Here is a 26,990-nt window from a genome sequence, read left to right on the forward strand (position 1 = left end):
GGCCCTGGCGCTCAGGACGCGCCGACCGCCGCGCCCAGCAGCAGCGCAGCCCCGGCCGCCAGAAGGGCAAAGCCCGGCCAGGTGGTTCCGTATGAACCGCCCCGCCGCGGCTCCAGCGTATCGCCGGCCCCTGCGGCACGTGACCGGCGCAACGCGCTGAGCGGTCCCTGCCAGAGCACCTCGTACGCAAGATAAAGCACGCCACCGACGAACAGCAGCGCACCGAGCCAGATCAATGTCATGATCGCCTCCTCCTGCAAGAGGGAACCGGCCGCACCAGATCGATCGATCAACACGCGAATTGTTCGCAAGTTCCGCGGCTTTGGCCCATTGGCCTTGAACGGCGCCCGGACGCGCCCTGTCAGCCTCGGGACAGGTTCACGCGCGATCGGCACATCCGCCGCGATTCGGCCAGGTCCGCGATCGGAGCCTGCTCCGCCTGGCCGCCGCCCGATGGCGTCAATCCTGCTTCCCGCTCAGGTTGCGCCTGCCGCTTTGACAGGCCGTCCGGAATGGGCCTTTCATGAAACCGTCGATGCGCGTGGAATTGGAAGGACATTCCGATGACCGACGTTTCTGCGAATGCCGCCGACCAGCCTCCGGTTGCGGTCGAGCCCAGCCTGCACAGGGTCATGGGCCCTTGGCTTCTCCTGCTCTTCATCGTCGGTGACATTCTCGGCACCGGCATCTATGCGCTGACCGGCCAGGTCGCCAAACAGGTCGGCGGCGTCGTCTGGCTGCCCTTCCTGGTGGCCTTCGTGGTCGCGGTCATCACCGCCTTCAGCTATCTCGAACTGGTCACCAAATATCCGAAGGCCGCCGGCGCCGCGCTCTATACCCACAAGGCCTTCGGCATCCACTTCATCACCTTCATCGTCGCCTTCGCGGTCATGTGTTCGGGCATCACCTCGGCCTCGACCGCCTCCCGGGCCTTTGCCGCCAACATGTCCAATGCCTTCGGGCTCAACCTGACCACGGTCGGCGTTACGCTGGTCGGGCTGGCCTTCATGGCGGCCTGCGCGGCGGTCAATTTCCGCGGCGTCGGCGAAAGCGTGAAGGCCAATGTGGTGCTGACCTGCGTCGAGCTGACCGGCCTGTTGATCATCATCTTCATCGGCCTCTGGGCGATCAGCGCCGGACAGGGCGACGTATCGCGCGTCATGCAGTTCAAGACCGGCGTCGACGGCAGCATGGTCTGGCCGGTCATCGCCGCCACGACGCTCGCCTTCTTCGCCATGGTCGGGTTCGAGGACTCGGTCAACATGGCCGAGGAATGCAAGGATCCGACGCGCCATTTTCCGGTCGTGCTGCTCACCGGCCTGATCATCACCGGGGCGATCTATGTCCTGGTGTCGATCTCGGCGATCACCCTGGTGCCGCCCGAACAGCTCGGCGAGGGCGAAACGCCGCTCCTGAAGGTGGTCCAGGCCGGTGCGCCGAATTTCCCGCTCGGCATCTTCGGCTTCATCACCATGTTCGCGGTCGCCAACAGCGCCCTGATCAACATGCTGATGGCCAGCCGGCTGGTCTATGGCATGAGCCGCGAGCATGTCCTGCCGCCGCTGCTCGGCCGGGTCCATCCCAGCCGGCGCACGCCCTATGTGGCCATCGCCTTCACCACCCTGCTCGCCTTCGCGCTGATCACCTTCGTCGGCGAAGTGCCGGCGCTCGGCGGCACCACGGCGCTGCTGCTGCTTGCCGTCTTCACCGTCGTCAACATTGCCGTGCTGATCCTGCGCCGCGATCCGGTCGAGCATAAGCACTTCCGCTCACCGACCATCCTGCCGGTGCTCGGCGCCTTGTCCTGCGCCTTCCTGACCGGCCCCTGGACCGGCCGCGATCCCGTGCAGTACCGCATCGCCGGCGTGTTGCTCGGCATCGGCATCGTGTTGTGGATCGTCACCGTCCTGGTCAACCGCGCCGCCGGCGTCAAACCGAGCGAACCGGACATGGAAACGCTTGGCCGCGGCGGCCCGGTCAACTGACACCTCTGGCCCTCATGCTAGCGCATGAGGGCCACGGCACCCGCCTTCCGAACGCCTTCCGCCGCTACGCCGCCTGGTCGCGAATGACCATCACCGAACAGGCGGCATGGCGCACCACATAGGTCGAGTTCGACCCGAGCAGATAGGTCGACAGACCCGGCCGGTGCGATGCCATGACGATCAGGTCGACATGGGTGGCGCGCGCCTCTTCCAGGATCTCGTGATAGGGCCGGCCGTGCCGGATCCGGACCTGGACCTGCTCGGCCGGCAGGCCGGTCTCGCGGGCGAGCCTGGTCAGCGCGTCCTGGGCCTCGCGGACCTGGTTCTCGCGAAAATCCGGCGGCAGATATTCGGCCGCCATGACGGGCGAATCCAGCACCACGGCGAGCAGCGTCAGCGTGCCGCCATTGGCCTTGACCATCGGCACCGCGGTGGCGATGGCCCGCGCCTCGAGGCCGGATTCGTTGACGTCGACAGGACAGAGCACAGTCTTGAACATCGAGGTCTCCTCGGTCTGACGGCCGGGCCCCGCGCCGGCAGGTTCTGCCCGCCGTGAGCCAAGCCCTTGATCAGCCACACCGTCGATCCAACCGTCGAGCCGCCTTATCGTTCCCGCTCGGCCTTGGTCGCCGAGAAGGTCAGCGCATCGCCGGCGAGATCGCGCAGATCCGGCCGTGGCGATTGAATATAGGGCAAGGGCCGCGTCACGGCGATGGCCGTAACGCCAAGCCGCGCGGTCAACAGGCCGTTGAGCACGCCCTCGCCGAGCTTGGCCGAGAGTTTCGAGGCAAGGCCCGCGCCGAGGATCTGGTCGAGCACGGTATCGCCGGCCGCCATGCCGCCGGTCAGCGCCATATGGGTCATCACATGGCGGGTCAGCTTGAACATGCCGAAGGTGCCGGGACGGCCGCCATAGAGTTCGGCGAGCCGGCGCACCAGCTGGATCGCCGAGCCGAACACCACGGCGAGGTCGACCGCCGCCCGCGGGCTGACCGCCGTGACGATCGAGACCCGCCGGGCGGCTTCCGCCACCAGCCGGATCGCCTCGCGATCGAGCGGCTCCAGCACCTCGCGTTCGACGATCCTGAGCCGCTGCGGCCCGTCGATGATGCCGCCCAGAATGGCCTCGCCGAACAAGGCCCGGCCGCGCGCCGTGCGCGGGTTGGACGACAGCGCCGCGATCAGGTCGTCGGCGACCACGGCGCAGGCCCGGTCGTCTTTCTCCGCCAGCGCCTTTTCGGCCCGCTCGCGCAGCCGGTCGAAACGGTTTAGCCGGCTGAGCGAAGCCAGTTCCCGGATCAGCAGGACGAGGCCGGCAAGCGCGAACAGCGCCACCGCCGCGACCCCGCCCCAGCCGAGCCAGGCGGCCCGTGCGAAGAGATCCTCGACCAGCCGCGACACCGCCAAGCCGAAGGCGAGCGACAAAAGGGCGCCGAGGCCGGTCCAGAACAGCTTGACCCAGCGGCTGGCCGGCGGCGGGGCTGCCGGCGGCGGCAGGATGGCCTCCACCGCCGGGCCGGAATGGTGAGGCACCGGCGCATCCGACGGCGCGGCGATCTCGACATCGGCCTGGTCCAGGCGGAAGGCCGCCGGCTTTTTCGGGGCGCCGCTCATGTCAGCCGGTCTCCGATCAGGAATTCCACCGCGCGGTCGAGGCGGATATGCGGCAGCGGCCGGAGCGGATCGGCCGGCGGTGGGCGGAACCGCACGAACCGGTAGTCCTCGCCGTCGAAGGCCGTCGGACCGGTGAACAGAGCAGCCGGATCGGCCGGCAGCTCGCCCGGAAACACCGCGATTTCGGACCGGCCGTCGAACGTCTCGTTGCCCGCGGTCTCGCCGGGCAAGGGCGTGCCGACGATACAGGCGAGCGCTTCGCCGCGCCGGTTGACCGTCGTCTCGCGGGTGGCGCGCAGCGACGCCAGCGCCACCGCGTCGACCTGGGCGCCGGCGAATTCGGCGCGCTTGATCGCCCGCTCGGTCAGCCGGCCGAGCAGTGCCTCCAGCCGGTCGTGGCTGACCTGGTGCAAATGGTCGGCCTTGGTCGCGGCGAACAGGATCTTGTCGATGCGTCGCGCCAGGATCGCCGAGACGAAGGAGTTGCGGCCCGGCCGGAACGCGGTCAGCACGTCGGCCAGCGCCAGTTCCAGGTCGGCCAGCGCCGGCGGGCCGGCATTCAGCGCGGCCAGCGCATCGACCAGCACGATCTGCCGGTCGAGCGTGGCGAAATGATTGGCGTAGAACGGCATCACGACGAGGCGTTTGTAGCTCTCGAAGCGCTTCTCCATCAGCGCCGCCAGGCTGTCGCCGGGCGGCTCGCGGCCACCGAGCTCCATCGGCGCGAAGGTCAGCGCCGGCGAGCCCTCCATCTCGCCCGGCAGCAGGAAGCGCCCGGGCGGCAAGGTCGACAGCGACACCCGCTCGTCGCGGCAAGCCTTCAGGTAGCTGGTGAACAGCTCGGCGAGCCGGCGCGCGGTCGTCTCGTCGGCGCGGGCGAACGGGTCGACCTCAGCCAGCGCCGCCAGCCAGGCGCCCGACAGGCCCTTGCGCGGCGGATTGCCGGCCGCCTCCAGGCTGCGGCGCGACCATTCGCCATAGGACTGGGCGAGCAGCGGCAGGTCGAGCAGCCATTCGCCGGGATAATCGACGATATCCAGCGTCAGCGTCTTCTCGGTGCCGCGCATCAGGCCGGAATTGGAGGCGAAATCGATGGCGAGCCGGATCTCGCTGATCCGCTTGGTGCCTTCGGGCCAGACCCGGTCGGGCCCGGTCAGGCTCGCCAGGTGGTCCTCATAGGCAAAACGCTGAATGCCGTCGTCGGGCTGCGGTTCCAGCCGCACCCGGGCGATCCGACCTTGCGCCTGCGCTTCGAACACCGGCCAGCGCGACGCGGTCAGCAAGCCGTGCACCAGGGCGGTGATGAACACCGTCTTGCCGGAGCGCGACAGGCCGGTGACGCCGAGCCGCAAGGTCGGGCTGACCCAGTCGGTGGCATAGGCGGCGATCGAGCGGGCGGCGAGCCGGGACTCGTTCAGAAAGCCGGTCCAGGCCATGTCATTCCGCCCCGGCGTCGAGGTCGCGCGGGCTGATGAAGGCGATGAGCGTGCCACATTTCGGCCGGATGTCGCGCCATGCGGCGATATCGCAGTCGATCACCGCGAGACCCCCGGTCGGATATTTGGTCGAGACCCGCTGGCGTTCGATCAGCGGCCCCTCGGCCACCAGGCTCCCCGCCAGTGCCTCCAGGCCCGGATTATGGCCGACCAGCGCCAGGCTTTTGATCTCTTCCGGGGTCTGGCCGATGACCGCCATGAGCATGCCGACCGAGGCATGGTAGAGCCGCGCATCCTCGCTGCCCTCCGGCAGCGTCCGCCCGGCCGCCTTGGCCAGCGCCCAGGTCTCCTGGGTGCGCCGGGCGCTGGAGACCAGCGCCCGCTCCGGCACATAACCCCGCTCGGCCATGGCGCCGCCGATCAGCGGCGCGCCACGGCGGCCGCGGCCATTGAGCGGGCGTTCGTGGTCGGCCACGCCTGCCGGCCAGTCCGATTTGGCGTGACGCAACAGGATCAGCCGATGCATGAGGGTCCTCTGAACTGACCTGATATGTGCGCGATCACCCCGGCCGAAACAAGCGGCGGTGTGTCGCGGCAGGGTGGGACCCGGATATCGAGGCCGGCCAAGAGTGCCGTCCGAGGGAGCTTGCGCTCGAATTTGAGCTCGCACCCCGGAACCAGGCTCAACACGGCTTTCCGAACCATGCACGTGAGCCCCCCTCACCTCGCCCCGGCGGGGAGAGGTGAAGGGCCAGCGGTTCACGTGCGAGCGGATTGATCGCGCCGCCGGCAGCCATTCGCCATTCGCCACTCGCCCCCTCTACCTCCGCTCGCTCAGGATCAGGTAGAGCCCGCTCGCCACGATGATCGCCGCGCCGGCGAAGACGTTCAGCGCCGGGATCACGCCGAAGATGAACCAGCCGGCCAGCACCGACCAGATCAGCTGGACATATTGCAGCGGTGCGGTGACCGAGGCCGAGGCCAAACGGAAGGCCACCATCATGAACTGCTGGGCGATCAGCTGGATCGCCGCGACGCAAGCGATGATCGCCATGATCCGCCAGGACAGCGGCTGCCACAGCGGCCAGGCGAGGCTGCCGGCGATGATGACCAGGAACAGGTTGAAATAGACGATGATCGCCAGGCTGCTCTCGGTGCGGGTCATGTCGCGCATGGCGACCATGGTGGCGGCCCAGGTGGCGGCCGAGACCACCACCAGGAGCGCGGCCATGGATATGCCGCTCGTGTCCGGCTTGATGATGACCAGCGCGCCGGCAAAACCGATCACCACGGCGATCCAGCGATTGGCCGGCACGCGCTCGCGCAGCGCCAGGCCGGACAGGGCGACGACGAAGAACGGCGTGACGAACAGGATGGTGGTGGCGACCGGCAGGTCGAGCTCACGCAAGGCCTCGAAATAGGTGACGATCGAGACCGCCGAGAGGCCGGCGCGCAGGACATGGGCGCCGATCCGGCGGGTGACGAGCCGGCCCGAGCCATCGGCCAGGCGCCAGAGGATGGCGGGCGCCAGCAGGGCCAGGCCGAAGCCGCTCCTGACTGCAATGATTTGCCAGCTCGGCAATTCCGCGACGATCAGCTTGACGATGACGTCGTTGGCCGAAATGAAGGTGAAGCAGACGAGCTGGGCGGCAATCGCGGCGAGCGGGCGCTCAGCCGTGGCTGGGGGCATGGCGGTTGTTTCGCTCCTTGGCCTCCAGTGTTTAGGCGATTTTCGCGACCAGCCAAGAGGCCGCGCGGACATGCCGCCCCTGCGCCGTCCTCCGGTTGACCAGTGGGGCGATGCTATTTGCGAGCGATGGTGTGTGCGGGGACGGCCATTGACTTGCGCAACGGTCAGCGGTCCCCTCGTCCTGAGCCTATCGAAGGCCGAAGCTCACGCAAGAACCACCGCCTTCACCTCACCCCGGCGGGGCTACGACATTCACACATCTCTCAAAGGGGCCTGAATTCGCCACCTCTCAAGGCTTCGCACGAGAACCACGGATAGCGCATGCGCCGTCCTTTTTCGTCATGGCCGGCCTTGTGCCGGCCATCCACGCATTGCCTTGACCGCGGAGGACGTGGATGGCCGTGACAAGCACGGCCATGACGAAGCGAGAAACACCGCGCCAAGACATGGATTGTCGAGATGTGTGAATCCGGTAGCCCCGGCGGGGAGAGGTCGGCCGTCGCGTAGCGAAGGCCGGGAGAGGGGGAATTGCCGTTTCAGCACAAGGCCGTATGCGCCTTGCACGGTGCTTCTTCGGAAGGCCCCTCGCCCCCTGTCCCGACCGGCCGGGGAGAGGTGAAGGCGGTGGTTCCAGAGCGCATCTCAAAGCAAGCCGACCGGACGGCAGCGCCATTCGAACGCACCGCGCTCAGCCCCCCTTCAAGCCACCCCGAGCTTCTTCTGCAGGCTCGACGACGAGGTGGTGTATTGGAACGTCAGGCGCCGCTCCGGATAGACGTAGCGGTGCACCTTCTGGGCAAACAGCGCCGCCTCGTGGAACCCCGACAGGATCAGCTTCAGCTTGCCCGGATACCAGTTGATGTCGCCAATGGCAAAAATGCCCGGCGTCGAGGTCTCGAACTTCTCGGTATCCACCGCGATCAGGTTTTCGTGGAGATTCAAGCCCCAGTCGGCGATCGGGCCGAGCTTCATGGTCAGCCCGAAGAACGGCAGCAGCATGTTGCAGGCGACCTGGAACGGCTGGTTGTCGGCCCCCCGGCACGACACCGCCGAGAGCGTCCGGCCATCGCCTTCGAGCCCGGTCATCTGGCCGAACACGAGGTTCATCTTGCCCGCCGCGACCAGGGCGCGCATCTGGTCGACCGAATGGGGCACGGCGCGGAACTCGTCGCGCCGATGCATCAAGGTCAGCGAGCGGGCGACCGGCTCAAGGCTCAAGGTCCAGTCGAGCGCACTGTCGCCGCCGCCGACGATCAGCACGTCGCGGTCGCGGAACTGCTCCATTCTGCGCACGGAATAGAACACCGACCCGCCTTCATAGCTCTCGATGCCGGGAACCGGCGGGCGCTTGGGCTGGAACGAGCCGCCGCCGGCGGCGATCGCGATGGTCTTCGCCTCGAACACCTGGTCGGCGTCGGTGGTGACCCGGAACAAGGGCTTTTCGGCCGAGCCCAGCACCTCGATCGCGTCGACCTGCTGGCCGAGATGATATTCGGCGCCGAACGGTTCGATCTGCTTCATCAGGTTGTCGACCAGCCCCTGCCCGCTGACCGAGGCAAAGCCGGGGATGTCGTAGATCGGCTTCTCCGGATAGAGCTCGGAACATTGCCCGCCGACCTTCGGCAGAATGTCGACCAGATGCGCCTTCACATCGACGAGGCCGAGCTCGAACACCGCGAACAGGCCGACCGGGCCGGCGCCGATGATCAGACAATCGGTCTCGATGGGGCGGGTCATGGGTTATCCCGGATGAGGTCCAGTCCAAGCCGTGCAGTCTCTAGCGCGAAGCCGGCCCGCGGCGAAAGCCGGGCTACGCCGGTCAGCCCTGCCGTTCCGGCGTGGTCACGATCAGGCCGTCCAGTTGATCGGTGATCTTGATCTGGCAGGACAGCCGCGAATTCGGCCGCACGTCGAAAGCGAAATCGAGCATATCCTCCTCCATATGGGAGGGCTCGCCGACAATTGCCGTCCATTGGTCGTCGACATAGACATGGCAGGTCGCGCAGGCACAGGCGCCGCCACATTCCGCCACCACGCCCGGCACGCCGTTCTTGATCGCCGCTTCCATCACGGTCGCGCCGACGTCGCCGGAAACCGGGCGCTTCTCGCCAGCATGATCGATGAAGGTAATCTGAGGCATGATGGCTCGGCCCTTGCGGCTGGAATGGTCGCTCAAACGCGAAACCGCCGCATCATCCGCGGCGGTCCCGACGTGCCGTTGAGATAGCGAAAAGGTCGGGCTTTTGCCAGGGGGCCGGCTCGCACGCCTGATCAGGCCACCTTGCGCAGCTCGGCGATGAAGGCATTGGCCTCGGCGACCTCGGCCTCCAGGCGCTCGAGTTCGGCGATCGCCTGGCTCGACAGGTAGTCGAGCTTGGCGCCCTCGACGGCTTCCGCCGCTTCCGCCACGGCGAAGGCGCCGATGCCGCGGGCCGAACCGATCAGGGTATGGGCGGCATAGGCCCAGTCCTTGGCCGTGGTGGCCTGGCGCAACCGTTCGATCATCGCCCGGGACTGGCGTTCGAACAGCGCCAGCACCTCCAGTTCAAGATCGCGGTCGCCGAAGGTCTGGCGGGCAAGATGCGCGAGATCGACGGGGCTGCTGTGCCCGGAAGGATCATCGGTCATGGTGGTTCTGGTGTCCTGCCTGTCCGGGAGAAGGTCGAGCCCTTCTCGCGTCATGTCGCCCGATCATCGGATGGGAACGGCAAGGCGGGGTTAAAACCAGGGCTCAATACTGGTGAAACCCGGACATTCGGTTGATAGGAGGTGAATCTCCGTCAATTTTTCGCTGATTTTGAACCAATCAGGCGGCGGCCGGCATCGGTCAGCTTGCACACCAGCCAGTCCGGCTTGAGCGGGTTGGCAAACCACGGTTCGGCCCAGCCGGCCTCGATACAGGCCCGGATGGTTGAATGCGGCACCTCGCGCCCGAGCGTGTCGAAAAGCGGCAACTTGCCGCCGGGCTGGCCGATGCCGCGGGCCAGCCAGCGGCGTTGCGCCTCGCTCGGACGGGACGCGGGCGGCGCGCTCACGGACTTGGTCGACTTCTCGATCATGGCGAAACAAGCCATCCAGGGAACACTCTCGACCGGATCGTGGCACGTTCGGCCAGACCGCGCCACGGGGATCACCGTCGCGGCAAGCCCTGCAACGGTCAGTCCCGGCCGCCGAGGGCCAGGCGGCAGGCCAATCCGGCAAAGACGGTGGCCAGCAGATATCGCGGCAGCCAGCGGAAACGGCCCGTTGTGCCAAGGCCGATCCGGATGCGATCGCTCAACAGGATGACCACGCCGTTCACCACAAGGCCGACGCCGTTCAGCATCGTCGCAAGCATCAGCGCCTGCAAAACCATCGCCCCCGCCTCCGGGCGCATGAACTGGGGAAACAGTGCCAGCACGAAGAGCACCATTTTCGGATTGAGCAGGTTGGTCGCCAGCGCCTCGGCGAGAATGCGCGCCTTGGACAGCCGCATCAGGCCCGATGACGGCGCAAACCCGGCCTCGCCCGACCGGATCGTCTTCCAGGCGAGATAAAGCAGATAGGCTGAGCCCACGGCGCGCACGATGTCATAGGCCACCGGCACGGCGAGAAAGAGCTGCGCCAGCCCGAGCCCGGCGGCGAGCGCATGGCAATAGGTGCCAAGCGCGATGCCGGCATAGGTGAGGAAGCCGGCGGCCCGCCCTTGGCTAACGCTGCGCGAGGCCATGAGCAGCATGTCGGGCCCGGGCGTGGCGGTGAGCACCACGGCGGCGGCGGCAAAAATCATCAGGGTGGAGACATCCGGCATAGCGTTGTCCTTCGCATGAGCCGGAATTTCCGATTATCAGATTCCCGCGCGGCATCAAGGTTGCCCGCCCGGACTGCGCTCCTGGCTGCCGCCGGCGAACAGGCTCCCCGCCTCACCTCTCCCCGGCGGGGCGAGGTCGAGGCGGAGGTTCCGGTGTGACCTTCGAAAGGCCGCCAAACGACAGGCAAGGAGCCACCCTGCCCGCCGTCATCAAACCCATCATCTTGCTCAACAGGTCACAGTGGACCGGCGCGGCGGCGCCTCACCGAAGCGCCGGAGCAACCAGTCCCCGGTGTGGCCTGACGGCATCGCCGTCATCTCTCCGCCGGTCGCGCGACGCTCGACGGGCAGGAATTGTAGGAACTGCGGATCACGATGCGATCGCCGCATTGATAGGAGCACCGCATCAGTCCCTCGGGCGTCAAACGAGACGACGAATAGAGAATGCAGGCCGGCAGTGGACTTTGGGCCAGCCGCTGCGACAGACCTGCCGGCGGTTCGTTATCGGCCGCCCGAACGCCCCCGGCGGAGGCATTTCCCGCAGAAAAAAGGCCAACGGCAATTACAACGACCTTAGGGAAGATTGCTGATTTATAGTTCAACTGCTTTCTCCATGCTTGAAATCCGCGCTTCCTCAACACGGATCAAGGGCAACCTTTCGCAAGGGAATGTGGCATGAAAATGCCGCGCCGGTCAGCCGATGCCGGAGGTCGAAGGCCGGTCTTCGGCCGGTGCTCCGAAGCCCGCGACGGGACCCGGTTTGCCGCCTGGCTTTGATCCCTGGGCTTCCCGGTCTCGGGATGTGCCGGCGATCGGGCAAGCCACCGCCAAGGTTGACAACGACCTGGACCGGCATGGTGCTGCGGTGGCGCGCTCTTGGCCTTGAGGGCGCGACCGGCGATCGCGCGCCGCGCGCCGGCCACCGGAAACGCCGGCCTCCGCAGCCGAGGCCGGCGGGCTTCGGAAATCGCGCGGCGTCCTCGCTTGCCGGGAGGCGGCGGCGATCGGCGCGGCCGCGGATAGCGGGCGGTTCGCCCTGATTGATCCACAGGTTAACGAACACAAAAGGAACGTTTGGCCGGGTGGGATTCCATCAACCAAGCCATTTCAAGTACTTGGCTAAAAACATGGTGAACAAGGCGTTAACGATGTTTGAGAAACGCTGGGGTGTCGCGGTATCTTTCCGAAGATCTCATCGGTAGATTATTGGTGCGGCGGACTGTTGTCCCGCCGGTCGTCGTGTTGCGTCCGAGAGGCACTTGGGCCGTGACACGAAGGCTGTCGGGGGCCTGTCTGCGAGAGTATGAGGACGCGGGCGACGACCATGGCGAACACTCCCAAGAAGATCCAGGATCCGGCTGAAGCGGCTCTTGCGGCGATCCAGGATGCGCTGAACCTCGCGACCGAGGAGGCCAAGGGCACGACGAAGCCGGCGGTTCAGGAACCCTCCAAGGTCCAGCCGGCGACCCGGTCGGCCGAGAACGCCAAGGCATCGGCCTCGCCGGTCAAGGTCGACGACGATCTGTTTGCCGACACCAAACGCGCCGACAGCGTGGTGGCGCCGAGCCAGGCCGCCGCCAATGACGACCGGCGCGACATCGCCCAATTGCTCGAGCGTCTGTCCAGGCGCGCCTCCGCGACACCGCTCTGGATCGCTTTCTTCATGTCGATCGCCTGGACCGGGCTCGGCCTGTTCCTCGGTTCGCGCCTGCTCGCCGGCGCCAGCGTCGACTTCGCCTCCCCCACCGTCCTCACCTTCCTCACCGCGCTGGTCCTGCCGGTCGTCTTCTTCTTCGTCATGGGCGGGCTGATCCGCCGCACCCAGGAAATGCGCATCGTCGCGCGCGGCATGAGCGAAGTCGCCATTCGCCTGGCCGAGCCGGAAACCATCGCGCGTGAATCCGTCGTCTCGGTCGGCCAGGCCATCCGCCGCGAGGTCGCCGCCATGGGCGACGGCGTCGAGCGGGCGCTGGCGCGCGCCAACGAGCTGGAATCGCTTGTCCATAACGAGGTCGCCTCGCTCGAGCGCGCCTATAACGACAATGAACTGCGCATCCGCAACCTGATCGAGGAACTGGTCACCCAGCGCGAGGCGATCGTCTCCAATTCCGAGCGCGTCCGCGGCGCCATCACCGGCGCCCACGAGCACCTCGCCTCGCAGATGGCCGAAGCCGGCGACAACCTGTCGCGCCGGATCGACGAAAGCGGCCTGCGCGTCACCGGCAGCCTGGCCGACAAGGCCGAGGCGATCACGGTGGCGCTCGGCCGCGCCGGCGATCACATGATCGACCAGATCCACGTGCGCGGCTCCGACATCGTCGAGCGCCTGGCGGCGACCAGCGACGACGTTACCCGGGCCCTGTCGACCACCGGCGACCGGGTCACCACGGTGCTGACCGACACCGGCAACAGCGTCACCATCGCGATGGCCGAGACCGGCTCGACCATGGCCGCCAAGCTGTCGGAAACCGGCACGACGATGACCGAGCACCTGGCCGCGACCAGTGCCGACATCACCCATGCCATTGCCTCGCGCGCCGACGAAGTGGCGACGCGGCTGAAGGACTCCGCCGAAGCCCTGGTCACCGAGCTGTCGAGCCGCGGCGGCGAAGTGTCGGTCCGGCTGAAGGATACCGGCGACGCCCTGGTCGCCGAACTGTCGAGCCGCGGCGGCGAGGTCACCTCGCTGCTGCGCGAGACCGGCCACAGCCTGGTCGCCGAATTGTCGAGCCAGAGCGGCGAGGTCACCTCGCTCCTCAAGGAGACCGGCGAAACCCTGGTCAACGAACTCTCGGTGCGCGGCAGCGACGTCACCTCGCGCCTGAAGGAAGCCGGCGAAACGCTGGTGTTCGAACTCTCGACCCGCGGCAACGAGGTCACCACCCGGCTGAAGGACACCGGCGAGACCATCGTCAGCGAACTGTCGATCCGCGGCGGCGAGGTTGTCGACAAGCTCGAATCGACCGGCGGCTTCGTCGCCGACAGCATCAGCCAGCGCGGCGACGCCTTTGCCGCCCGCATCGCCGAGACCGGCGACCGCCTGCAGGTCACCGTCACCGACGTGGTCGACAAGCTCGAGCTGACCGGTGGCCATATCGCCGAAACCCTCGGCCAGCGCGGCGACGTGCTCGTCTCCCGCATCGCAGAAACCGGCGACCGGCTGCAGACCACCGTCACCGACGTGGTCGTCAAGCTCGAACAGACCGGCGGCCATATCGCCGAGAGCATCGGCCAGCGCGGCGACCTGCTCGCCACGCGCATCGCCGAAACCGGCGACCGGTTGCAAGCCACCGTCATCGACGTCGTCGACCGGCTCGAAACGACCAGCGGACAGGTCGCCGAAACCATCGGCCAGCGCGGCGAAGCGATCGCCTTCCGGATCGCCGAAACCGGCGCCCGGGTGCACACCGCCGTCACCGACGTCACCGACAAGCTCGAAGCGACCAGCGGCCAGATCGCCGAAACCATCGGCCAGCGCGGCGACGTGCTCGTCGCCCGCGTCGCCGAGACCGGCGACCGGCTGCAGACCACCGTCGCCGACGTGGTCGACAAGCTCGAAGCGACCAGCGGCCATATTGCCGAGACCTTCGGCCAGCGCGGCGAGGCGCTCGTCAGCCGCATCTCCGACACCGGCGACCAGTTGCAGGTCACGGTTGCCAGCGTCATCGACAAGCTGGAATCGACCAGCGGCCAGATCACCCATACTTTCGGCGAACGGGGCGATGCGCTGGTGGCGCGGATCGCCGAAACCGGCAATATCTTCGGCGAGCGGGGCGACACGCTGGTTCAGCGCATCGCCGAGACCGGCGACCGGCTGCATTCCACCGTCACCGTCCAGGGCGACGAGCTCGACAAGCGCCTGTCGGTCACCGGCCAGCTGATCGCCGACGCGATCGCGCAGCGCACCAGCGAAGCCAAGTTCGCCATTGGCGATGTCGGCATTCAGGTGGTCGAGACCCTCACCGAAAAGGCCCAGGACGTGCAACTGGCGCTGTTCCGCGCCGGCGAAACCGTCACGACCGCCATTTCCGAGCGCACCACCGGCCTGAAGTCGGAGATCGAGCTCGCCGGCACCGACGTGCTCTCGGCCTTCGCCACCCAGGGCACCGACCTCAGCAATCGCCTCGGCGCCATCGGCAAGGACGTCGCCGCCATTCTGGCCGCCAAGAGCGACGATCTGACCAGCCAGTTGCAGACCGCGGCCAGTGCCGTGTCGTCGGCGGTCGGCGAGCATGGCGAAGCCATCATCACCCGCATCGCCCAGAACGTGGTGACGCTGGAAGATGCGATCAACCGTCACAGCTCCGGATTCGAATCCAGGGTTGCCGCCCATGCGGCGAACCTGGACGAGGCGATCGGCCGCCACAGCGCCGGCTTCGAGCAGCGCATCGCCGGCTATACCGGCAATATGGAAGACGCGATCATCCGGCACAGTTCCGGCTTCGAGGAGCGCGTGCTCTCGCACGCCGCCAATATCGAGGACGCGATCATCCGCCACAGCACCGGCTTCGAGGAGCGGGTCTCCAGCCAGGCCGCGAGCATGGAAGAGGCCATCGGCCGCCACAGCCAGGGGTTCGAATCCAGGGTTGCCGGCCACGCCGCGACGCTCGAGGACACCATTGGCCGGCACACCTCCGGTCTGCGCGAGCTGGTTTCGTCGCACGCCACCTCGCTCGAGGACGCGATCGGCCGCCACACCTCGGAATTCGAGATGCGGGTCGCCGGTCACGCCACCACGCTCGGCGAGTCGGTGGCGACCCATGTCGCCCTGCTCGACCACAAGCTGACCAACCATGTCGGGGCGCTCGAGGCGACCATTGCCGGCAAGGGCGGCGAACTGGCCGACCGGATCCTCAACGACACGCGTGAATTCGCCGACCGGGTGGCGAGCAAGAGCACCGAGATCACCGAGGCGCTGGACGGACGGCTCGCCCGCATCGACCAGGCGCTCGACAACCGCGCCCAGGCGTTCAATTCGACGCTCGCCAGCCGCACGCTCGAACTTGCCAAGGTGCTGGGCGACGGCGGCCGCAGCGTCACCGAGGCGCTCGAGAACAAGTCGGCCGAGATCACCTATAATCTCGCCAGCAAGTCCGACGAGATCACCCAGAGCATCACCGAGAAATCCGAGCAGATCGCTCAGAACCTGACCACCAAGTCGGACGAGATTGCCCAGAACCTGACCGCCAAGTCGGATCAGATCGCCCGGCACCTCACCTCGAAGTCCGACGAGATCGCCAACAACCTGACGACCCGCTCGGACGCCATCGCGCTGCATCTGGCCATCAAGTCGGACGAGATCGCCCAGAACCTGACGTCCAAGTCCGACGCCATTGTCGAACATCTCGCCGTCAAGTCGGACGAGATCGCCTACAACATCACCTCCCGCTCCGACGAGATCGCCCAGACGCTGGCCAGCAAGTCGGCCGAGATCGCCGACAACCTCACCGCCAAGTCGAGCGAGATCACCCGGACGCTGAGCGACAAGTCGGACGAGGTCACCTACACCCTCACCGGCAAGGCCGATCAGATCACCGCGACCCTCAGCGACAAGGCCGACGAGATCAACCGCACGCTCGGCAGCCGCGCGCAGGAGGTGGCCGAGACCCTCGACACCCGGGTTGCCCGGTTCGAAGAGGTCGTGGTCGGCCGGCTCGAGACCGTGTCGCAATCGCTCGACGAGCGCGGCACCTCGATCGCCGAAAAGCTCGCCGCCAAGGTCGAGGCGGTGTCCTCGACGCTGCGCTCCAATGCCGAAGAGGTCGAGCGGACGCTGTCGACCATTTCCAGCGACATCACGCTGGGCCTGTCGACCCGCGTCAACGAGATCAACGCGGTGCTGGGTGCCCGCTCGACCGAGCTTGCCTCGCTGCTCGACGAACGCGGCAGCAATCTCGTCTCGCGCATTGGCGAAAACGGCCAGACCATCACCTCCGAGGTCAGCCGCGTCGGCGACATCGTGGTGCGGGCTCTGGAAAACCGCGGCGCCACCATTGCCGAGGTGCTTGGCCAGAAGGGCGCCGAGATCACCCAGGCTCTGTCGGAAACCGGCATCGAGGTCACCCGCTCGATCACCGATTCGAGCGAGCAGGCGGCGCGCACGCTGACCGATTCCTCGACCGCCTTCCGCACCACCGTGGACGAAGGCGCGCGTGAATCGATCGCGGCGCTGACCACCACCAACGAGCAGCTGCGCGGCGAGATCGGCGGCCTCTTGAGCAAGCTCGCCGAGTCGAACATCGTGCTGCGCGAACTGTCGAGCCAGGCCGAGACCAATCTCGGCTCGATCAACCGCCAGCTCGGCAAGCGCATCGACGAGTTCCGCAACTCCGTCGACACCGCCTCGACGACGGCGGAAACCTCGACCCAGCTGCTCAACGGCCAGATCAGCCAGCTCTCGACCGTTGCCAGCACGGTGCTGCAGGACGTCTCGGCGCTGACCGAGCGGCTCGACACCCAGGCCGCCGTGCTGACCAGCGCCGCCGAGCAGGTCGACAAGATGCAGGACCGGCTCGACACGTCGCTCGACGAGCGGCGCGGCGTGCTGGAGCACCTGGTCAGCCACCTCGCGAGCAAGACCGAGGACATGGACAACCTGATCAAGAGCTTCTCCGGCCTGCTCGACGACAATCTCGGCGCCGCCGAGAACCGGGCCCGCGAGATCGGCCGGGTGCTGGTCGAATCCACCGGCCAGACCACCCAGGCGATCCACGAACAGGCCGATGCCTTGCGGCTGGCCACCGGCAAGGAGCGCGAGCGCACCACCCACGCCTTGCGCTCGGCCTATGACCAGGCGACCGGCGACATGAACGCCCTGTTCCATGACGCGGCCGAGCGCTTCGCCGCGCTCACCTCGGGCATGAAGGGCATGGCGGCCGAGATCCAGGCCGAGCTGGCTGCGACCCGCAGCGAGCTGTCCCGTGGCATGGTCGAGATCCCGCGCGAGACCCAGGAAAACGCCGCGGCCATGCGCCGCGTGGTCGCCGAGCAGATCAAGGCGCTGGCCGAACTGAACGACATCGTCGCCAAGTCCGGCCGGGCCTATGACGTGGCCGATCCCGCGCCGATCTCCTCGTCGCCGTCGCGCCGCGCCGAGCCGGTGCCCTTGCCGGTCATGCCGCTGCGCGGCGCCGGCGTTACCGAGCTGCCGCGCGCCGAAATCTCCCGAGCGGAAGTGCCGAGGGCCGAACAGCCCAAGCCCGAAACGCCGCGGCCGCGCGCTGCTGAAACCCGCCGCGAGGCCCCTGCCCGCACCGAGCCGGTGCGCGGTCCGGCCGATCGCGGCTGGCTGTCGGACCTGCTCGCCCGCGCCTCGACCGACGACAGCGACGGCGAGCCGCTGCGCCCGGCCTCGCGCCGGCCCCCGGCGCCTGCCGCCCTCGACAATCTCGACGCCCTGTCCTCGGACATCGCCCGGATGGTCGATCACGACGCGGTCGTCGACCTCTGGGAGCGCTGGCGCCGGGGCGAACGCAATGTGTTCTCGCGCCGGCTCTACACCACCCAGGGCCAGCAGACCTTCGACGACCTGCGCCGCCGCTATCGCCGCGACAGCGAGTTCCGCGACACCGTCGACCGCTATATCGACGAGTTCCAGCGGCTGCTCGGCGATGTCGACCGCAACGATCGCGACGGCTCGCTCGCCCGCACCTACCTGACCTCGGAAACCGGCAAGGTGTTCACCCTGCTGGCCCATTCGAGCGGCCGGTTCGACTGAGCCGGATCGACCCCGAGGACAGACAAAAGGGCGCCGCGAGGCGCCCTTTTTGTTGAGGCGCCGGGCCAGGACGGCTGCTGAAGACATCAGCCCATGGCTGGTCGCTCCGCCGGCCTGCGACCTTCGAAGGCTTCCGCCCTCACGGATCAGCCATTCCGAAACGCCGGCGACAGGCCGGACAGGCGGCGTATCGTTGCCGATACGAAGCGGCGTCGAAACGCCCGCGAGGACGAAGCCGGGGAGGATGTGATGCGGAGATGGATCGCAGCGGCGGCTCTGGTGCTTGTCGCGAGCCTGGCGCAGGCCGCCGAGACGCCGAGCTACCAGGTCGACGCGGCCTGGCCGAAGTCATTGCCGAACAACTGGCTCATGGGCCAGGCGGCCGGTGTCGCGGTCGATGGCGATGACCATGTCTGGGTCTTGCAGCGGCCGCGCACCCTGACCGACGACGAGCGTGCCGCCGCCCTCGATCCGCCGCGCTCGAAATGCTGCCGGCCGGCGCCGCCGGTGCTGGAATTCGACCAGTCGGGGACGCTGCTGCGCTCCTGGGGCGGGCCTGGCGAAGGTTACAACTGGCCGCAGAACGAGCATGGCATCCATATCGACGGCAAGGGTTTTGTCTGGATCGCCGGCAATGGCGAGAATGACGGGCATGTGCTGAAATTCACCCGCGACGGCAAGTTCGTGCTGCAGATCGGCCGGAGCGGACCTCAGACCAATTCGACCGACACTGCCCGCCTCGGCCGGCCCGCCAACATGACGGTCGATGTCGCGGCCAGCGAGATCTATATCGCCGACGGCTATTTCAACCATCGCATCATCGTCTTCGACAGCGAGACCGGCGCCTTCAAGCGCATGTGGGGGGCCTATGGCCGGCCGCCGACCGATCTCAGGCTGCCGGCGTTCAGCCCGGACGCGCCGCCCTCCCCTCAATTCGGCAATCCCGTCCATTGTGTCAGGCTGTCGCGCGACGGGCTCGTCTATGTCTGCGACCGGATCAACAACCGCGTCCAGGTGTTCCAGCGCGACGGCACTTTCGTGCGCGAGTTCTTCGTCGAGCGGCGAACGCTCGCCAATGGCTCGGTCTGGGACCTCGAACTGTTTCCCGATGCGAACGAGACCTTCCTGATCAATGCCGATGGCGCCAATAACGAGGTCCGCATCCTCGAACGCTCCAGCGGCACTGTCGTCGGCGCCTTCGGCCGCAGCGGCCGCAATGCCGGCGAGTTCCACTGGATCCACAACGTCGCGCTGGATTCACGCGGCAATATCTTCACCACCGAGGTCGACAACGCCAAGCGCGCCCAGCGCTTCCTCCTGCGCGGCGACATGGTGTTGCGCCGGCGGGCGGCGCAGTAGGGGTGGGGAGAATTCTCAGGACGCGGCCAGAAGGTGAAAAGCGCCACAGAATCGAACCTCTCCCTTGGGAGAGGGTTGGTTCAGCGCTTTCTCTCCGCGTGAAGCCCTAACCCCTCAAACCCGCGCCGAAGCCCAGACCACGACGTCGCGCAGCACGGTCTGCAGCGCCCGGTCGAAAGCGGCCGAGACGGTTGCCGCGTCGATGGCTCCGACCGCCGCGCGGCCGGAGAACACCTGGCCGGCCAGGATCCGGCCGGAGCGGTCGTTGACCAGCTTGACCGAGACCTCGACCACCACCTCGCCACCGGCGCCGACCACCACCTCGAACGAGCGGATTTCACTCAACAGCTGGAAGTCCGACGCCAGGCGGTCGCCCGGCCGGCCGACGGAACGCAGATGATTGGCGTTTTCGAAGGCCCGGATGATGCGTGCCTGCAACAGCTTGGGCAGGCGGTCGGCCCAGGCGCCGTCAGTCAGATAGGACACCGCGCCACCCGCCCCGCGCACCGCGATGCGCTCGGTATCGAGGCTGGCAATGGCCTTCGGTTCGACCACCATGAGCTGGCCGCGCTGGGCGCCCGGCCGCGTCGGAAAGCTGGTCGGCGCCGTCAGGTCATAGGTCTGCGGCGCGTTGCTGGAGGCGCAACCCGACACGGCGAGCGCGACGGCCAAGGCCATCCCGATCCGAAACTGTCCGCGCCGCTGACTCAATCCCAACCTCATTCCCTGTCCGCGTTCGGCGCGGGCGCTTGTTCTTCCCGAGCATTTCAAGCGACGTGGGCCCCGGCCCGTCAATAGTGACGCTGCGCGGGCGCGTGCAAGACATGACGACAAGCTGACACGCTAAAGCGTCCTGCCGATTCCAGGAACCGGAAAAAAGCTCAGCTGCGGTACTCTAACGCCGGTACTCCGGCACGCCTGAGCCACCGAAGATGAAACGTTGTGGGTTGCGCTCGAGCGAACGCAATGTCCGTTCGAGCTCCGACAGCGTGCGCCGGCCATCGGCCGACAGCGACTGGATATCCCGGATCGTCCGATCCGTGAAGCCGGAGATCGACGTGGTCAATTGCGCCGTCCGGCTGTCCAGGCGCTCGGCCAGTGTCCTCACCGCTTTCGCCGTATTGGTGAACTCGGCGAACATGTTGCTGGTTCCATTGCCCTCGAAACCGCGCAGCAAAGCGTCGACCCGATCGGCCATGCCGTTGAGCTTGGCCGAGACCTCCGCGGCATTCTTGGCGATCTGGTCGACATTGGCCGAATTGTCGCCGAGCGTCTGGGTGAACCGGTCGATATTGGCCAGCGCCCGGTTGATCCGGTCGCCGTCGAGCGCGGTCAGCGTCCGGCTCATCGCGCCGGCGGCGGTCCTGGCGTCGCGGATCAGCTCGGCGAAGGAATCGGTCTGGCCGGCGAGCCCGCGGGTCAGTTCGTCGACATTGCGCAGGATCGCGCCGACCCGGCCGGGCTCGATCCCCTGCAGCATCACCTCGATCTGGCTGGTGACGGCGTCGAGCCGCTTGGTCAGCGCCGCGATCTGCCTGGCCGCGTCGCCGGAATCCTTCAGGAGCGCGCCGACATTGTCGGCGTTGTCGCCGAGCGCCTGGGTGAAGCGCTCGACATTGCGCAGGCTGCGGTCGAAGCCGCCCTGGCCGGCGGCGATGGTGTCGTCGAGCCGGCGCACCAGATTGTCGGCATTGGTCATGATCTGCCGCGCGCCCTGCAGCAGGTCCTGGATCGCCGAGGGGTCGGCGCGCAGCACCGGCAGCTGGCCCTCGGCCGGCGGCGCCAGCGGCGGCGCATCGGCCGAACCGCCGGTCAGCGACAGGGCAGCGACGCCCGACAGCATCGCGACATCCAGGCTGACCCGGGTATTGCTGCGGATCGGGGTATCGGCGGCCACCGCGATGGTGCCGATGACCTGGCGCGGATCGGCCGGATCGACCCTGATGGTGCGGACCTCGCCGACCCGGATACCGTTGAAGAAGACATTGGCGCCGCGGTTCAGGCCGGCCACCGGCCCGGAGAAGATCACCTGGTACTGCACCCGGTTGGTGCTGTCGCCGGCACGCAGGAACCACCAGAGAAACAGGCCGAAGATCACCAGCACGACAAGCGTGAAGGCGCCGATCAGCGTGGTATTGGCCTTGGTCTCCATGCGCGCCCGCGCCTCGTTGTCAGCCTGAAATCCTGGCGGCGCGCGCCCGCTCGCCGCCAAAATAGCTCTTGAGCCAGGGATGGGTCTGGCGGAGCATGTCCGCCATCGTCCCTGTCACGATCACCTTGCCGTCGGCGAGAGCCGCGATTCGATCGCAGATTCGCGCCAGACTATCGAGATCATGGGTGACCATATACACCGTCAGCCCCAAAGTGTCGCGCAGGGTCTTGATCAGCGTATCGAACTCGCCGGCGCCGATCGGATCGAGGCCGGAGGTCGGCTCGTCGAGGAAGACGATCTCCGGGTCGAGCGCCAGGGCGCGGGCCAGCGCCGCGCGCTTGATCATGCCGCCGGAGAGTTCCGAGGGGTATTTTTCCGCCGCATCCGGGTTCAGGCCGACCAGCGCGATCTTCAGCCGGGCGATCTCGTCCATCAGCGGTTCGGACAGCTTGAGATATTCCCGCAAGGGCACCTGGATGTTCTGTTTCACCGTCAGCGACGAGAACAGCGCGCCATGCTGGAACAGCACGCCCCAGCGCCGCTCGATCGCCTTGTGCTCGGCGGCGGTCGCATCATCCAGGTCCTCGCCGAACACCGCGATCTTGCCACGCCGCTTCGGCACCAGGCCGATGATGCAGCGGGTCAGCACCGACTTGCCCGTGCCCGAACCGCCGACCACGCCCAGCACCTCGCCGCGCCGGACGTCGAGGTCGAGCCCGTCGATGATCAGCCGGTGGTTAAAGCCGACCGCCAGATCGCGCACGGAGATGATCACTTCACTGGTCATGTCATTGATCGATCGCTGCGAAAAAGACCGCGAAAACCGCATCGACCACGATGACCAGGAAGATCGCCTTGACCACGGATGCGGTGGTCTGCCGGCCCAGGCTCTCGGCCGAGCCCTGCACGCGCAGACCCTCGACACAGGCGACCAGGCCAATGATCAAGGCCATGAACGGCGCCTTGGCGAGCCCGATCCAGATGTGCCGCCGGCCAACCTCTTCCTGCATCCGGCTGAAGAACAGCTCGATCGGCAACTGGCCATAGACCTGTGACACGATGGCCCCGCCCATCAGCGCCGAGAGGTCGCCGATGATGGTCAGGAGCGGCAGGCCGATGATCAACGCGATGAGGCGCGGCAGCACCAGCACCTCGATCGGGTTCAGCCCCATGACGCGCAGCGCGTCGATCTCCTCGCGCATTTTCATCGAGCCGATCTCGGCCGTGAAGGCCGAGCCGGTCCGGCCGGCCACCATGATCGAGACGATCAGCACGCCAATCTCGCGCATGGTCAGGATCGAGACGAGATCGACCACATAGCTGTCGGCGCCGAAGCGGCGGAAAAAGAAGATGCCCTGCTGGGCGATGATCGCACCAATGACGAAGGTGATCAGCATGATGATCGGCACGGCGCGAAAGGCGATATGGTCGAGCTGGGTGATCACCGCCGGCACGCGGAACCGGCCGGTGCCGGTGAACAGGCTGCCGACCGCCATCACCACCTCACCGAGGAACGACAGCAGCGCCATGAAGTCGTCACGGGCGCCGACCGCCTGCTCGCCGACCTTCTGCAGCGCCTGGATCACCGGCGGCGGCAGCACGGGGCGTGCGGGCAGCGGCGCCGACAGGCCCTCGGCCACCTCGCCATAGATCACCGTCGCGGCCTCCGACAGACCGACCCGCTCGACCGGAACGCCCTTGTCGGCAAAGCCCTTCTCGATCGTGTGCGCCAGGGTGCCGCCCAACGTATCGAGCCGTTCGACCGCGGAAAAATCCATCACCACCGCGGCCGGCGTGCCGCTTTTGGTCAAAAGGCTCTTGGCGTCATCTTCCAGCGCACCGGCGGTCTCGGCGGTCCAGCAGCCGGCCAGCGTGATCGTCAGCCTGCTGGCCTCGACCTGGCTGGTCAGCTGGGCGGCTGGTACGGCGGTTGAGACTGTCACGGCTCGATTTCGCCAGGCTCGATTTTGATTGAGGCGCATGCGCGCGACCGGCTTGGCACGCGCGCCACTCCTCTCCATAAAGGAGGCGCCGGGTTCCGTCGAGGCGCCCTGCCAATCCCAAACCGCTTCGGATCGCCGCCATGGAAATCGCCAAGCCTTATCTCCTGTTCCTGGGGGATGTTCACGACCAGCTCGCCGCGAAGACCGCGCAAGGTATCGTCGACTGGCGCCGCGACTGGTGTGTCGGCCAATTGCGCCTGGAAGGCTGCAAAGCCGATACCGGCCTGCCCGACAAGACCATAGCGGAAGCCGCCAAGGCCGGCGCCAAGACCCTGGTGGTCGGCGTGGTCAATGCCGGCGGCGTCCTGGCGCCGCACTGGATCGATAGTATCGTGGCCGCCATCGAGGCCGGCATGGATGTCGCCACCGGCCTGCACACCCGCCTCGGCGACACGCCGAAGATCGCCGCCGCCGCCAAGAAGCACGGCGCCAAGCTGTTCGACGTCCGTCATCCGACCCAGACCTTCCCGACCGGCAAGGGCAATCTCCGGTCGGGCAAGCGCCTGCTGATGGTGGGCACGGACTGCTCGGTCGGCAAGAAATACACCGCGCTCGCCATGGAAAAAGGCATGCGCGACCGCGGTTTCGACGCCGATTTCCGCGCCACCGGCCAGACCGGCATCTTCATTTCCGGGCGTGGCGTGGCGGTCGACGCCGTCGTCGCCGATTTCATTGCCGGCGCCGCCGAATGGCTCACCCCGGATGCCGATCCGATGCACTGGGACGTGGTCGAGGGCCAGGGTTCGCTGTTCCACCCCTCCTTTGCCGGCGTCACGCTCGGCCTCCTGCACGGCGCCCAGCCGGATGCCTTCATCGTCTGCCACGAGCCGACCCGGCGCACCATGCGCGGCGTCGATACGCCGATCCCGTCGATCGGCGAGGTCATCGACCTGACCATTGCGCTCGGCAAGCTGACCAATCCGGCGATCACCTGCGTCGGGCTTTCGGTCAATACCGAACACCTCGGCGAGGACGCCGCCTTCAGCGTGCTCGACCGGCTGTCGCGTGAGTATGAACTGCCGGCCACCGACCCGGTGCGGTTCGGCGTCGAGCCGCTGGTCGACGCCGTCGCCGAGCTCTATGGCGAACCGGAGCCGAAGCCGAAAGCCCGTTCGACCGCCCGGAGGGCTCGCTGACATGGCCTCGCGCGATCTCGCCGTCTCGACCGAACGCTGGCCGATCGCCGGCACCTTCACCATCTCGCGCGGCTCGCGCACCGAGGCCGTCGTCGCGGTCTGCGAGATCCGGCAGGGCTCGGCGGTCGGGCGCGGCGAATGCGTGCCCTACCCGCGTTACGGCGAGACCGTGGACGGGGTCGCCGCCGAGATCGAGGCGATGATCGACCCGATCGACAACGGCCTCGACCGCCAGGGCTTGCTCGCCGCGATGAAGCCCGGGGCGGCGCGCAACGCCATCGATTGCGCGTTGTGGGATCTCGAGGCCAAGCTTGCTGGCAAGCGCGCCTGGGAGCTGGCCGGCATTGCCCCGCCGAAGCCGCTCACCACGGTCTATACGATCTCGCTCGGCTCGCCCGAGGAAATGGCCCAGTCGGCCGCCCATTGCGGCCGCAGCCACCTGAAGATCAAGCTCGGCGGTGACGGCGATGCCGACCGGCTGGCCGCCATTCGCGCCGCCGTGCCGGACGCGACCCTGGTGATCGATGCCAACGAGGCCTGGACCCCGGCCAATCTCGCCGCCAATCTGGCGGTTTGCGAACGTTTCCGCATTGCCATGGTCGAGCAGCCCTTGCCGGCCGCCGACGACGGCGCACTCGCCGGCATCAGGCGGCCGATCCCGATCTGCGCCGACGAAAGCGTGCACGACCGCAAGACCCTGGCCTCGCTGGTCGGCAAATATGACGCGATCAATATCAAGCTCGACAAGACCGGCGGGCTGACCGAAGCCTTCCTGCTCGCCGACGACGCCGAGAAGCTCGGTTTCAAGATCATGACCGGCTGCATGGTCGGCACATCCCTGTCGATGGCGCCAGCGACGCTGGTGGCGCAGCGCGCTTTCCTGGTCGACCTCGACGGCCCGCTGCTGCTGCGCGAGGACCGGCCCGAGGGCCTGCGTTACGACGGCGCCACCGTCTATCCGCCGGCGTCTTCCCTCTGGGGCTGAGGCTGGAAAACGGGAGCCCGCGGTGGCAGCGGCAGTGACCGCGCCACCAGCGTGATGATCAGCCCGGCCAGGCACAGCGCCGCCATGGCGAAATAGGCGCCGGCCCCGATGCGCGCGTAGAAATAGCCGGCGAGCAGGGTCGAGCCGGCCATGGTCGCACCCATGGCGATCGACACCGTGCCCTGGCCGCTGGCGCGGGCATGCGGCGGCAGCCGGTCGGCGAGATAGACCATGGTGCCGAGATGGACCAGGCCGAAGCCGCCGCCATGCAGCACCTGCAGCGGCGCCAGGATGACCAGCGGCGGGTCGAGCGCCATCACCCCCCAGCGGGCCATGCTGGAGGCCGCCCCGATGATCAGATAGGTGGTCGGACGCCAGCCCCGGGTGAACCGGCTGGCGAGCCAGAAGATCAGGATCTCGGCGCCCACCGCCACCGCCCAGAGCAGGCCGACGGTCGCCGCCGAATAGCCCATGTGCTCCTTCCAGTGGATCGACGAGAAGGTGTAATAGACCGCGTGGCTCGACTGCAGGGCGGCTGCCGCCATGATGACGAGCACGAAGCGGCCGTTGAAATAGCTCGGCCCCTTCGGCCCGGTGGTCGCCTCGCGCCGGTCGGCGACCAGGCCGATGCTCGCCGCCAGCAGCAAGAGGAAGCTCAGGCAGATCATCCAGACGATGTTCACCGGCGCCACCCGCAGCAGCAGCAGGCCGCCAACCACATTGGCCGCCATGAAGGCGACCGAGCCCCAGACCCGGATCCGGCCATAGTCGAGCGACCGCTTGGCGACGCCGGCCAGCCCATAGGCGTCCGACAGCGGCATCAGCGGGCTCCAGACGAAATGGGCGATGAGCACGCTGATCAGGATCATGCCGAAACCTTCGGCGAGGCCGACGCCGACATAGGCGACCGTGGTGGCGCTGGCGCAGATCACCACGGCGATCGACAGGATGCCGCCACGATCGGCGAAATAGGTGATGACGGGCGTGGCGACCAGCCGGATCATCAGCGCCGAGGCCAGCACCAGGCCGATCTCGCCGTCGGAAAGCCCCTTGGCGCGCAGCCAGATCGGGAAAAACGGCTGGTGCAGCCCGAAACCAACGAACAAAGCGGCGTAAAACAACG

21 protein-coding genes are annotated in these 26,990 nt (G+C 67.4%); 5 read left to right on the top strand and 16 right to left on the bottom strand.

Annotation, left to right across the window (positions count from 1 at the left end; all coding sequences use genetic code 11):
• Positions 1 to 11 precede the first annotated feature (11 nt).
• The gene (locus E8M01_RS01525) at positions 12 to 242 is read right to left on the bottom strand and encodes a hypothetical protein (protein ID WP_136958498.1); all 231 of its coding nucleotides are present in this window, start codon (positions 240 to 242) and stop codon (positions 12 to 14) included.
• Positions 243 to 563: 321 nt separating this feature from the next.
• On the opposite strand from E8M01_RS01525, the gene E8M01_RS01530 reads away from it, so the two are divergent.
• Entirely contained in the window at positions 564 to 1,985 is a 1,422-nt protein-coding gene (locus E8M01_RS01530; protein WP_136958499.1) for an APC family permease, read from the top strand.
• Positions 1,986 to 2,049: 64 nt separating this feature from the next.
• On the opposite strand, the gene E8M01_RS01535 is transcribed toward E8M01_RS01530, so the two are convergent.
• From E8M01_RS01535 to E8M01_RS01580, 10 genes are all read right to left on the bottom strand, one after another.
• Positions 2,050 to 2,484 carry a universal stress protein gene (locus E8M01_RS01535; RefSeq protein ID WP_136958500.1) on the bottom strand — a complete coding sequence of 145 codons (435 nt, stop codon included), beginning with the start codon at positions 2,482 to 2,484 and terminating at the stop codon, positions 2,050 to 2,052.
• A gap of 104 nt (positions 2,485 to 2,588) precedes the next feature.
• Entirely contained in the window at positions 2,589 to 3,599 is a 1,011-nt protein-coding gene (locus E8M01_RS01540; RefSeq protein WP_136958501.1) for a YcjF family protein, read from the bottom strand.
• The gene (locus E8M01_RS01545; protein WP_136958502.1) at positions 3,596 to 5,035 is read right to left on the bottom strand and encodes a YcjX family GTP-binding protein; all 1,440 of its coding nucleotides are present in this window, start codon (positions 5,033 to 5,035) and stop codon (positions 3,596 to 3,598) included. The genes E8M01_RS01540 and E8M01_RS01545 overlap by 4 nt, the downstream gene beginning before the upstream one ends.
• 1 nt (position 5,036) lies before the next feature.
• Positions 5,037 to 5,561, bottom strand: coding sequence for a SixA phosphatase family protein (locus E8M01_RS01550; RefSeq protein WP_136958503.1), 525 nt, complete (start codon positions 5,559 to 5,561; stop codon positions 5,037 to 5,039).
• A 294-nt stretch (positions 5,562 to 5,855) separates the two neighbouring features.
• Complete coding sequence (locus E8M01_RS01555; protein WP_170181724.1) at positions 5,856 to 6,725, bottom strand: DMT family transporter; 870 nt, start codon at positions 6,723 to 6,725, stop codon at positions 5,856 to 5,858.
• Positions 6,726 to 7,424: 699 nt separating this feature from the next.
• The gene (locus tag E8M01_RS01560; protein ID WP_136958505.1) at positions 7,425 to 8,462 is read right to left on the bottom strand and encodes an NAD(P)/FAD-dependent oxidoreductase; all 1,038 of its coding nucleotides are present in this window, start codon (positions 8,460 to 8,462) and stop codon (positions 7,425 to 7,427) included.
• Between the two features lie 82 nt (positions 8,463 to 8,544).
• Positions 8,545 to 8,865: a 2Fe-2S iron-sulfur cluster-binding protein gene (locus E8M01_RS01565; protein WP_136958506.1), complete on the bottom strand. Its 321-nt coding sequence runs from the start codon at positions 8,863 to 8,865 to the stop codon at positions 8,545 to 8,547.
• Positions 8,866 to 8,996: 131 nt separating this feature from the next.
• Positions 8,997 to 9,353, bottom strand: a complete 357-nt coding sequence (locus E8M01_RS01570) for an Hpt domain-containing protein (protein ID WP_211596691.1) — start codon at positions 9,351 to 9,353, stop codon at positions 8,997 to 8,999.
• A gap of 152 nt (positions 9,354 to 9,505) precedes the next feature.
• Positions 9,506 to 9,784 carry a hypothetical protein gene (locus tag E8M01_RS01575; RefSeq protein ID WP_136958507.1) on the bottom strand — a complete coding sequence of 93 codons (279 nt, stop codon included), beginning with the start codon at positions 9,782 to 9,784 and terminating at the stop codon, positions 9,506 to 9,508.
• 98 nt (positions 9,785 to 9,882) lie between these two features.
• Entirely contained in the window at positions 9,883 to 10,515 is a 633-nt protein-coding gene (locus E8M01_RS01580; RefSeq protein WP_136958508.1) for a LysE family translocator, read from the bottom strand.
• Positions 10,516 to 11,839: 1,324 nt separating this feature from the next.
• Here E8M01_RS01580 and E8M01_RS01585 point away from each other — a divergent pair.
• Together E8M01_RS01585 and E8M01_RS01590 are read left to right on the top strand one after the other, a co-directional pair.
• A complete protein-coding gene (locus tag E8M01_RS01585) occupies positions 11,840 to 18,232 on the top strand; it encodes an apolipoprotein A-IV repeat region-like domain-containing protein (RefSeq protein WP_136958509.1) in 6,393 nt (2,130 codons plus the stop codon).
• A 249-nt stretch (positions 18,233 to 18,481) separates the two neighbouring features.
• Positions 18,482 to 19,591 carry an NHL repeat-containing protein gene (locus E8M01_RS01590; protein WP_136958510.1) on the top strand — a complete coding sequence of 370 codons (1,110 nt, stop codon included), beginning with the start codon at positions 18,482 to 18,484 and terminating at the stop codon, positions 19,589 to 19,591.
• A 114-nt stretch (positions 19,592 to 19,705) separates the two neighbouring features.
• Here the strand turns inward: E8M01_RS01590 and E8M01_RS01595 are convergent, their stop codons facing one another.
• The 4 genes from E8M01_RS01595 to E8M01_RS01610 form a co-directional block, all read right to left on the bottom strand.
• Positions 19,706 to 20,269: an ABC-type transport auxiliary lipoprotein family protein gene (locus E8M01_RS01595; protein WP_136958511.1), complete on the bottom strand. Its 564-nt coding sequence runs from the start codon at positions 20,267 to 20,269 to the stop codon at positions 19,706 to 19,708.
• A 217-nt stretch (positions 20,270 to 20,486) separates the two neighbouring features.
• Positions 20,487 to 21,743 (bottom strand): MlaD family protein, encoded by a 1,257-nt coding sequence (locus E8M01_RS01600; protein WP_136958512.1) that lies wholly within the window; start codon positions 21,741 to 21,743, stop codon positions 20,487 to 20,489.
• A gap of 19 nt (positions 21,744 to 21,762) precedes the next feature.
• Positions 21,763 to 22,530: an ABC transporter ATP-binding protein gene (locus E8M01_RS01605; RefSeq protein ID WP_136958513.1), complete on the bottom strand. Its 768-nt coding sequence runs from the start codon at positions 22,528 to 22,530 to the stop codon at positions 21,763 to 21,765.
• A 1-nt stretch (position 22,531) separates the two neighbouring features.
• Positions 22,532 to 23,686: an MlaE family ABC transporter permease gene (locus E8M01_RS01610; protein WP_246088560.1), complete on the bottom strand. Its 1,155-nt coding sequence runs from the start codon at positions 23,684 to 23,686 to the stop codon at positions 22,532 to 22,534.
• 140 nt (positions 23,687 to 23,826) lie between these two features.
• Between E8M01_RS01610 and dgcN the strand changes: the two genes are divergently transcribed.
• Both dgcN and dgcA read left to right on the top strand, forming a co-directional pair.
• A complete protein-coding gene (dgcN, locus tag E8M01_RS01615; protein ID WP_136958514.1) occupies positions 23,827 to 24,882 on the top strand; it encodes an N-acetyltransferase DgcN in 1,056 nt (351 codons plus the stop codon).
• 1 nt (position 24,883) lies between these two features.
• The gene (dgcA, locus tag E8M01_RS01620) at positions 24,884 to 25,867 is read left to right on the top strand and encodes an N-acetyl-D-Glu racemase DgcA (RefSeq protein WP_136958515.1); all 984 of its coding nucleotides are present in this window, start codon (positions 24,884 to 24,886) and stop codon (positions 25,865 to 25,867) included.
• Here the strand turns inward: dgcA and E8M01_RS01625 are convergent.
• Positions 25,837 to 26,988 (bottom strand): MFS transporter, encoded by a 1,152-nt coding sequence (locus tag E8M01_RS01625; RefSeq protein WP_170181726.1) that lies wholly within the window; start codon positions 26,986 to 26,988, stop codon positions 25,837 to 25,839. The genes dgcA and E8M01_RS01625 overlap by 31 nt on opposite strands.
• Between the last annotated feature and the right edge of the window lie 2 nt (positions 26,989 to 26,990).

This window comes from Phreatobacter stygius (assembly GCF_005144885.1).
GTDB classification, from domain to species: Bacteria; Pseudomonadota; Alphaproteobacteria; order Rhizobiales; family Phreatobacteraceae; genus Phreatobacter; species Phreatobacter stygius.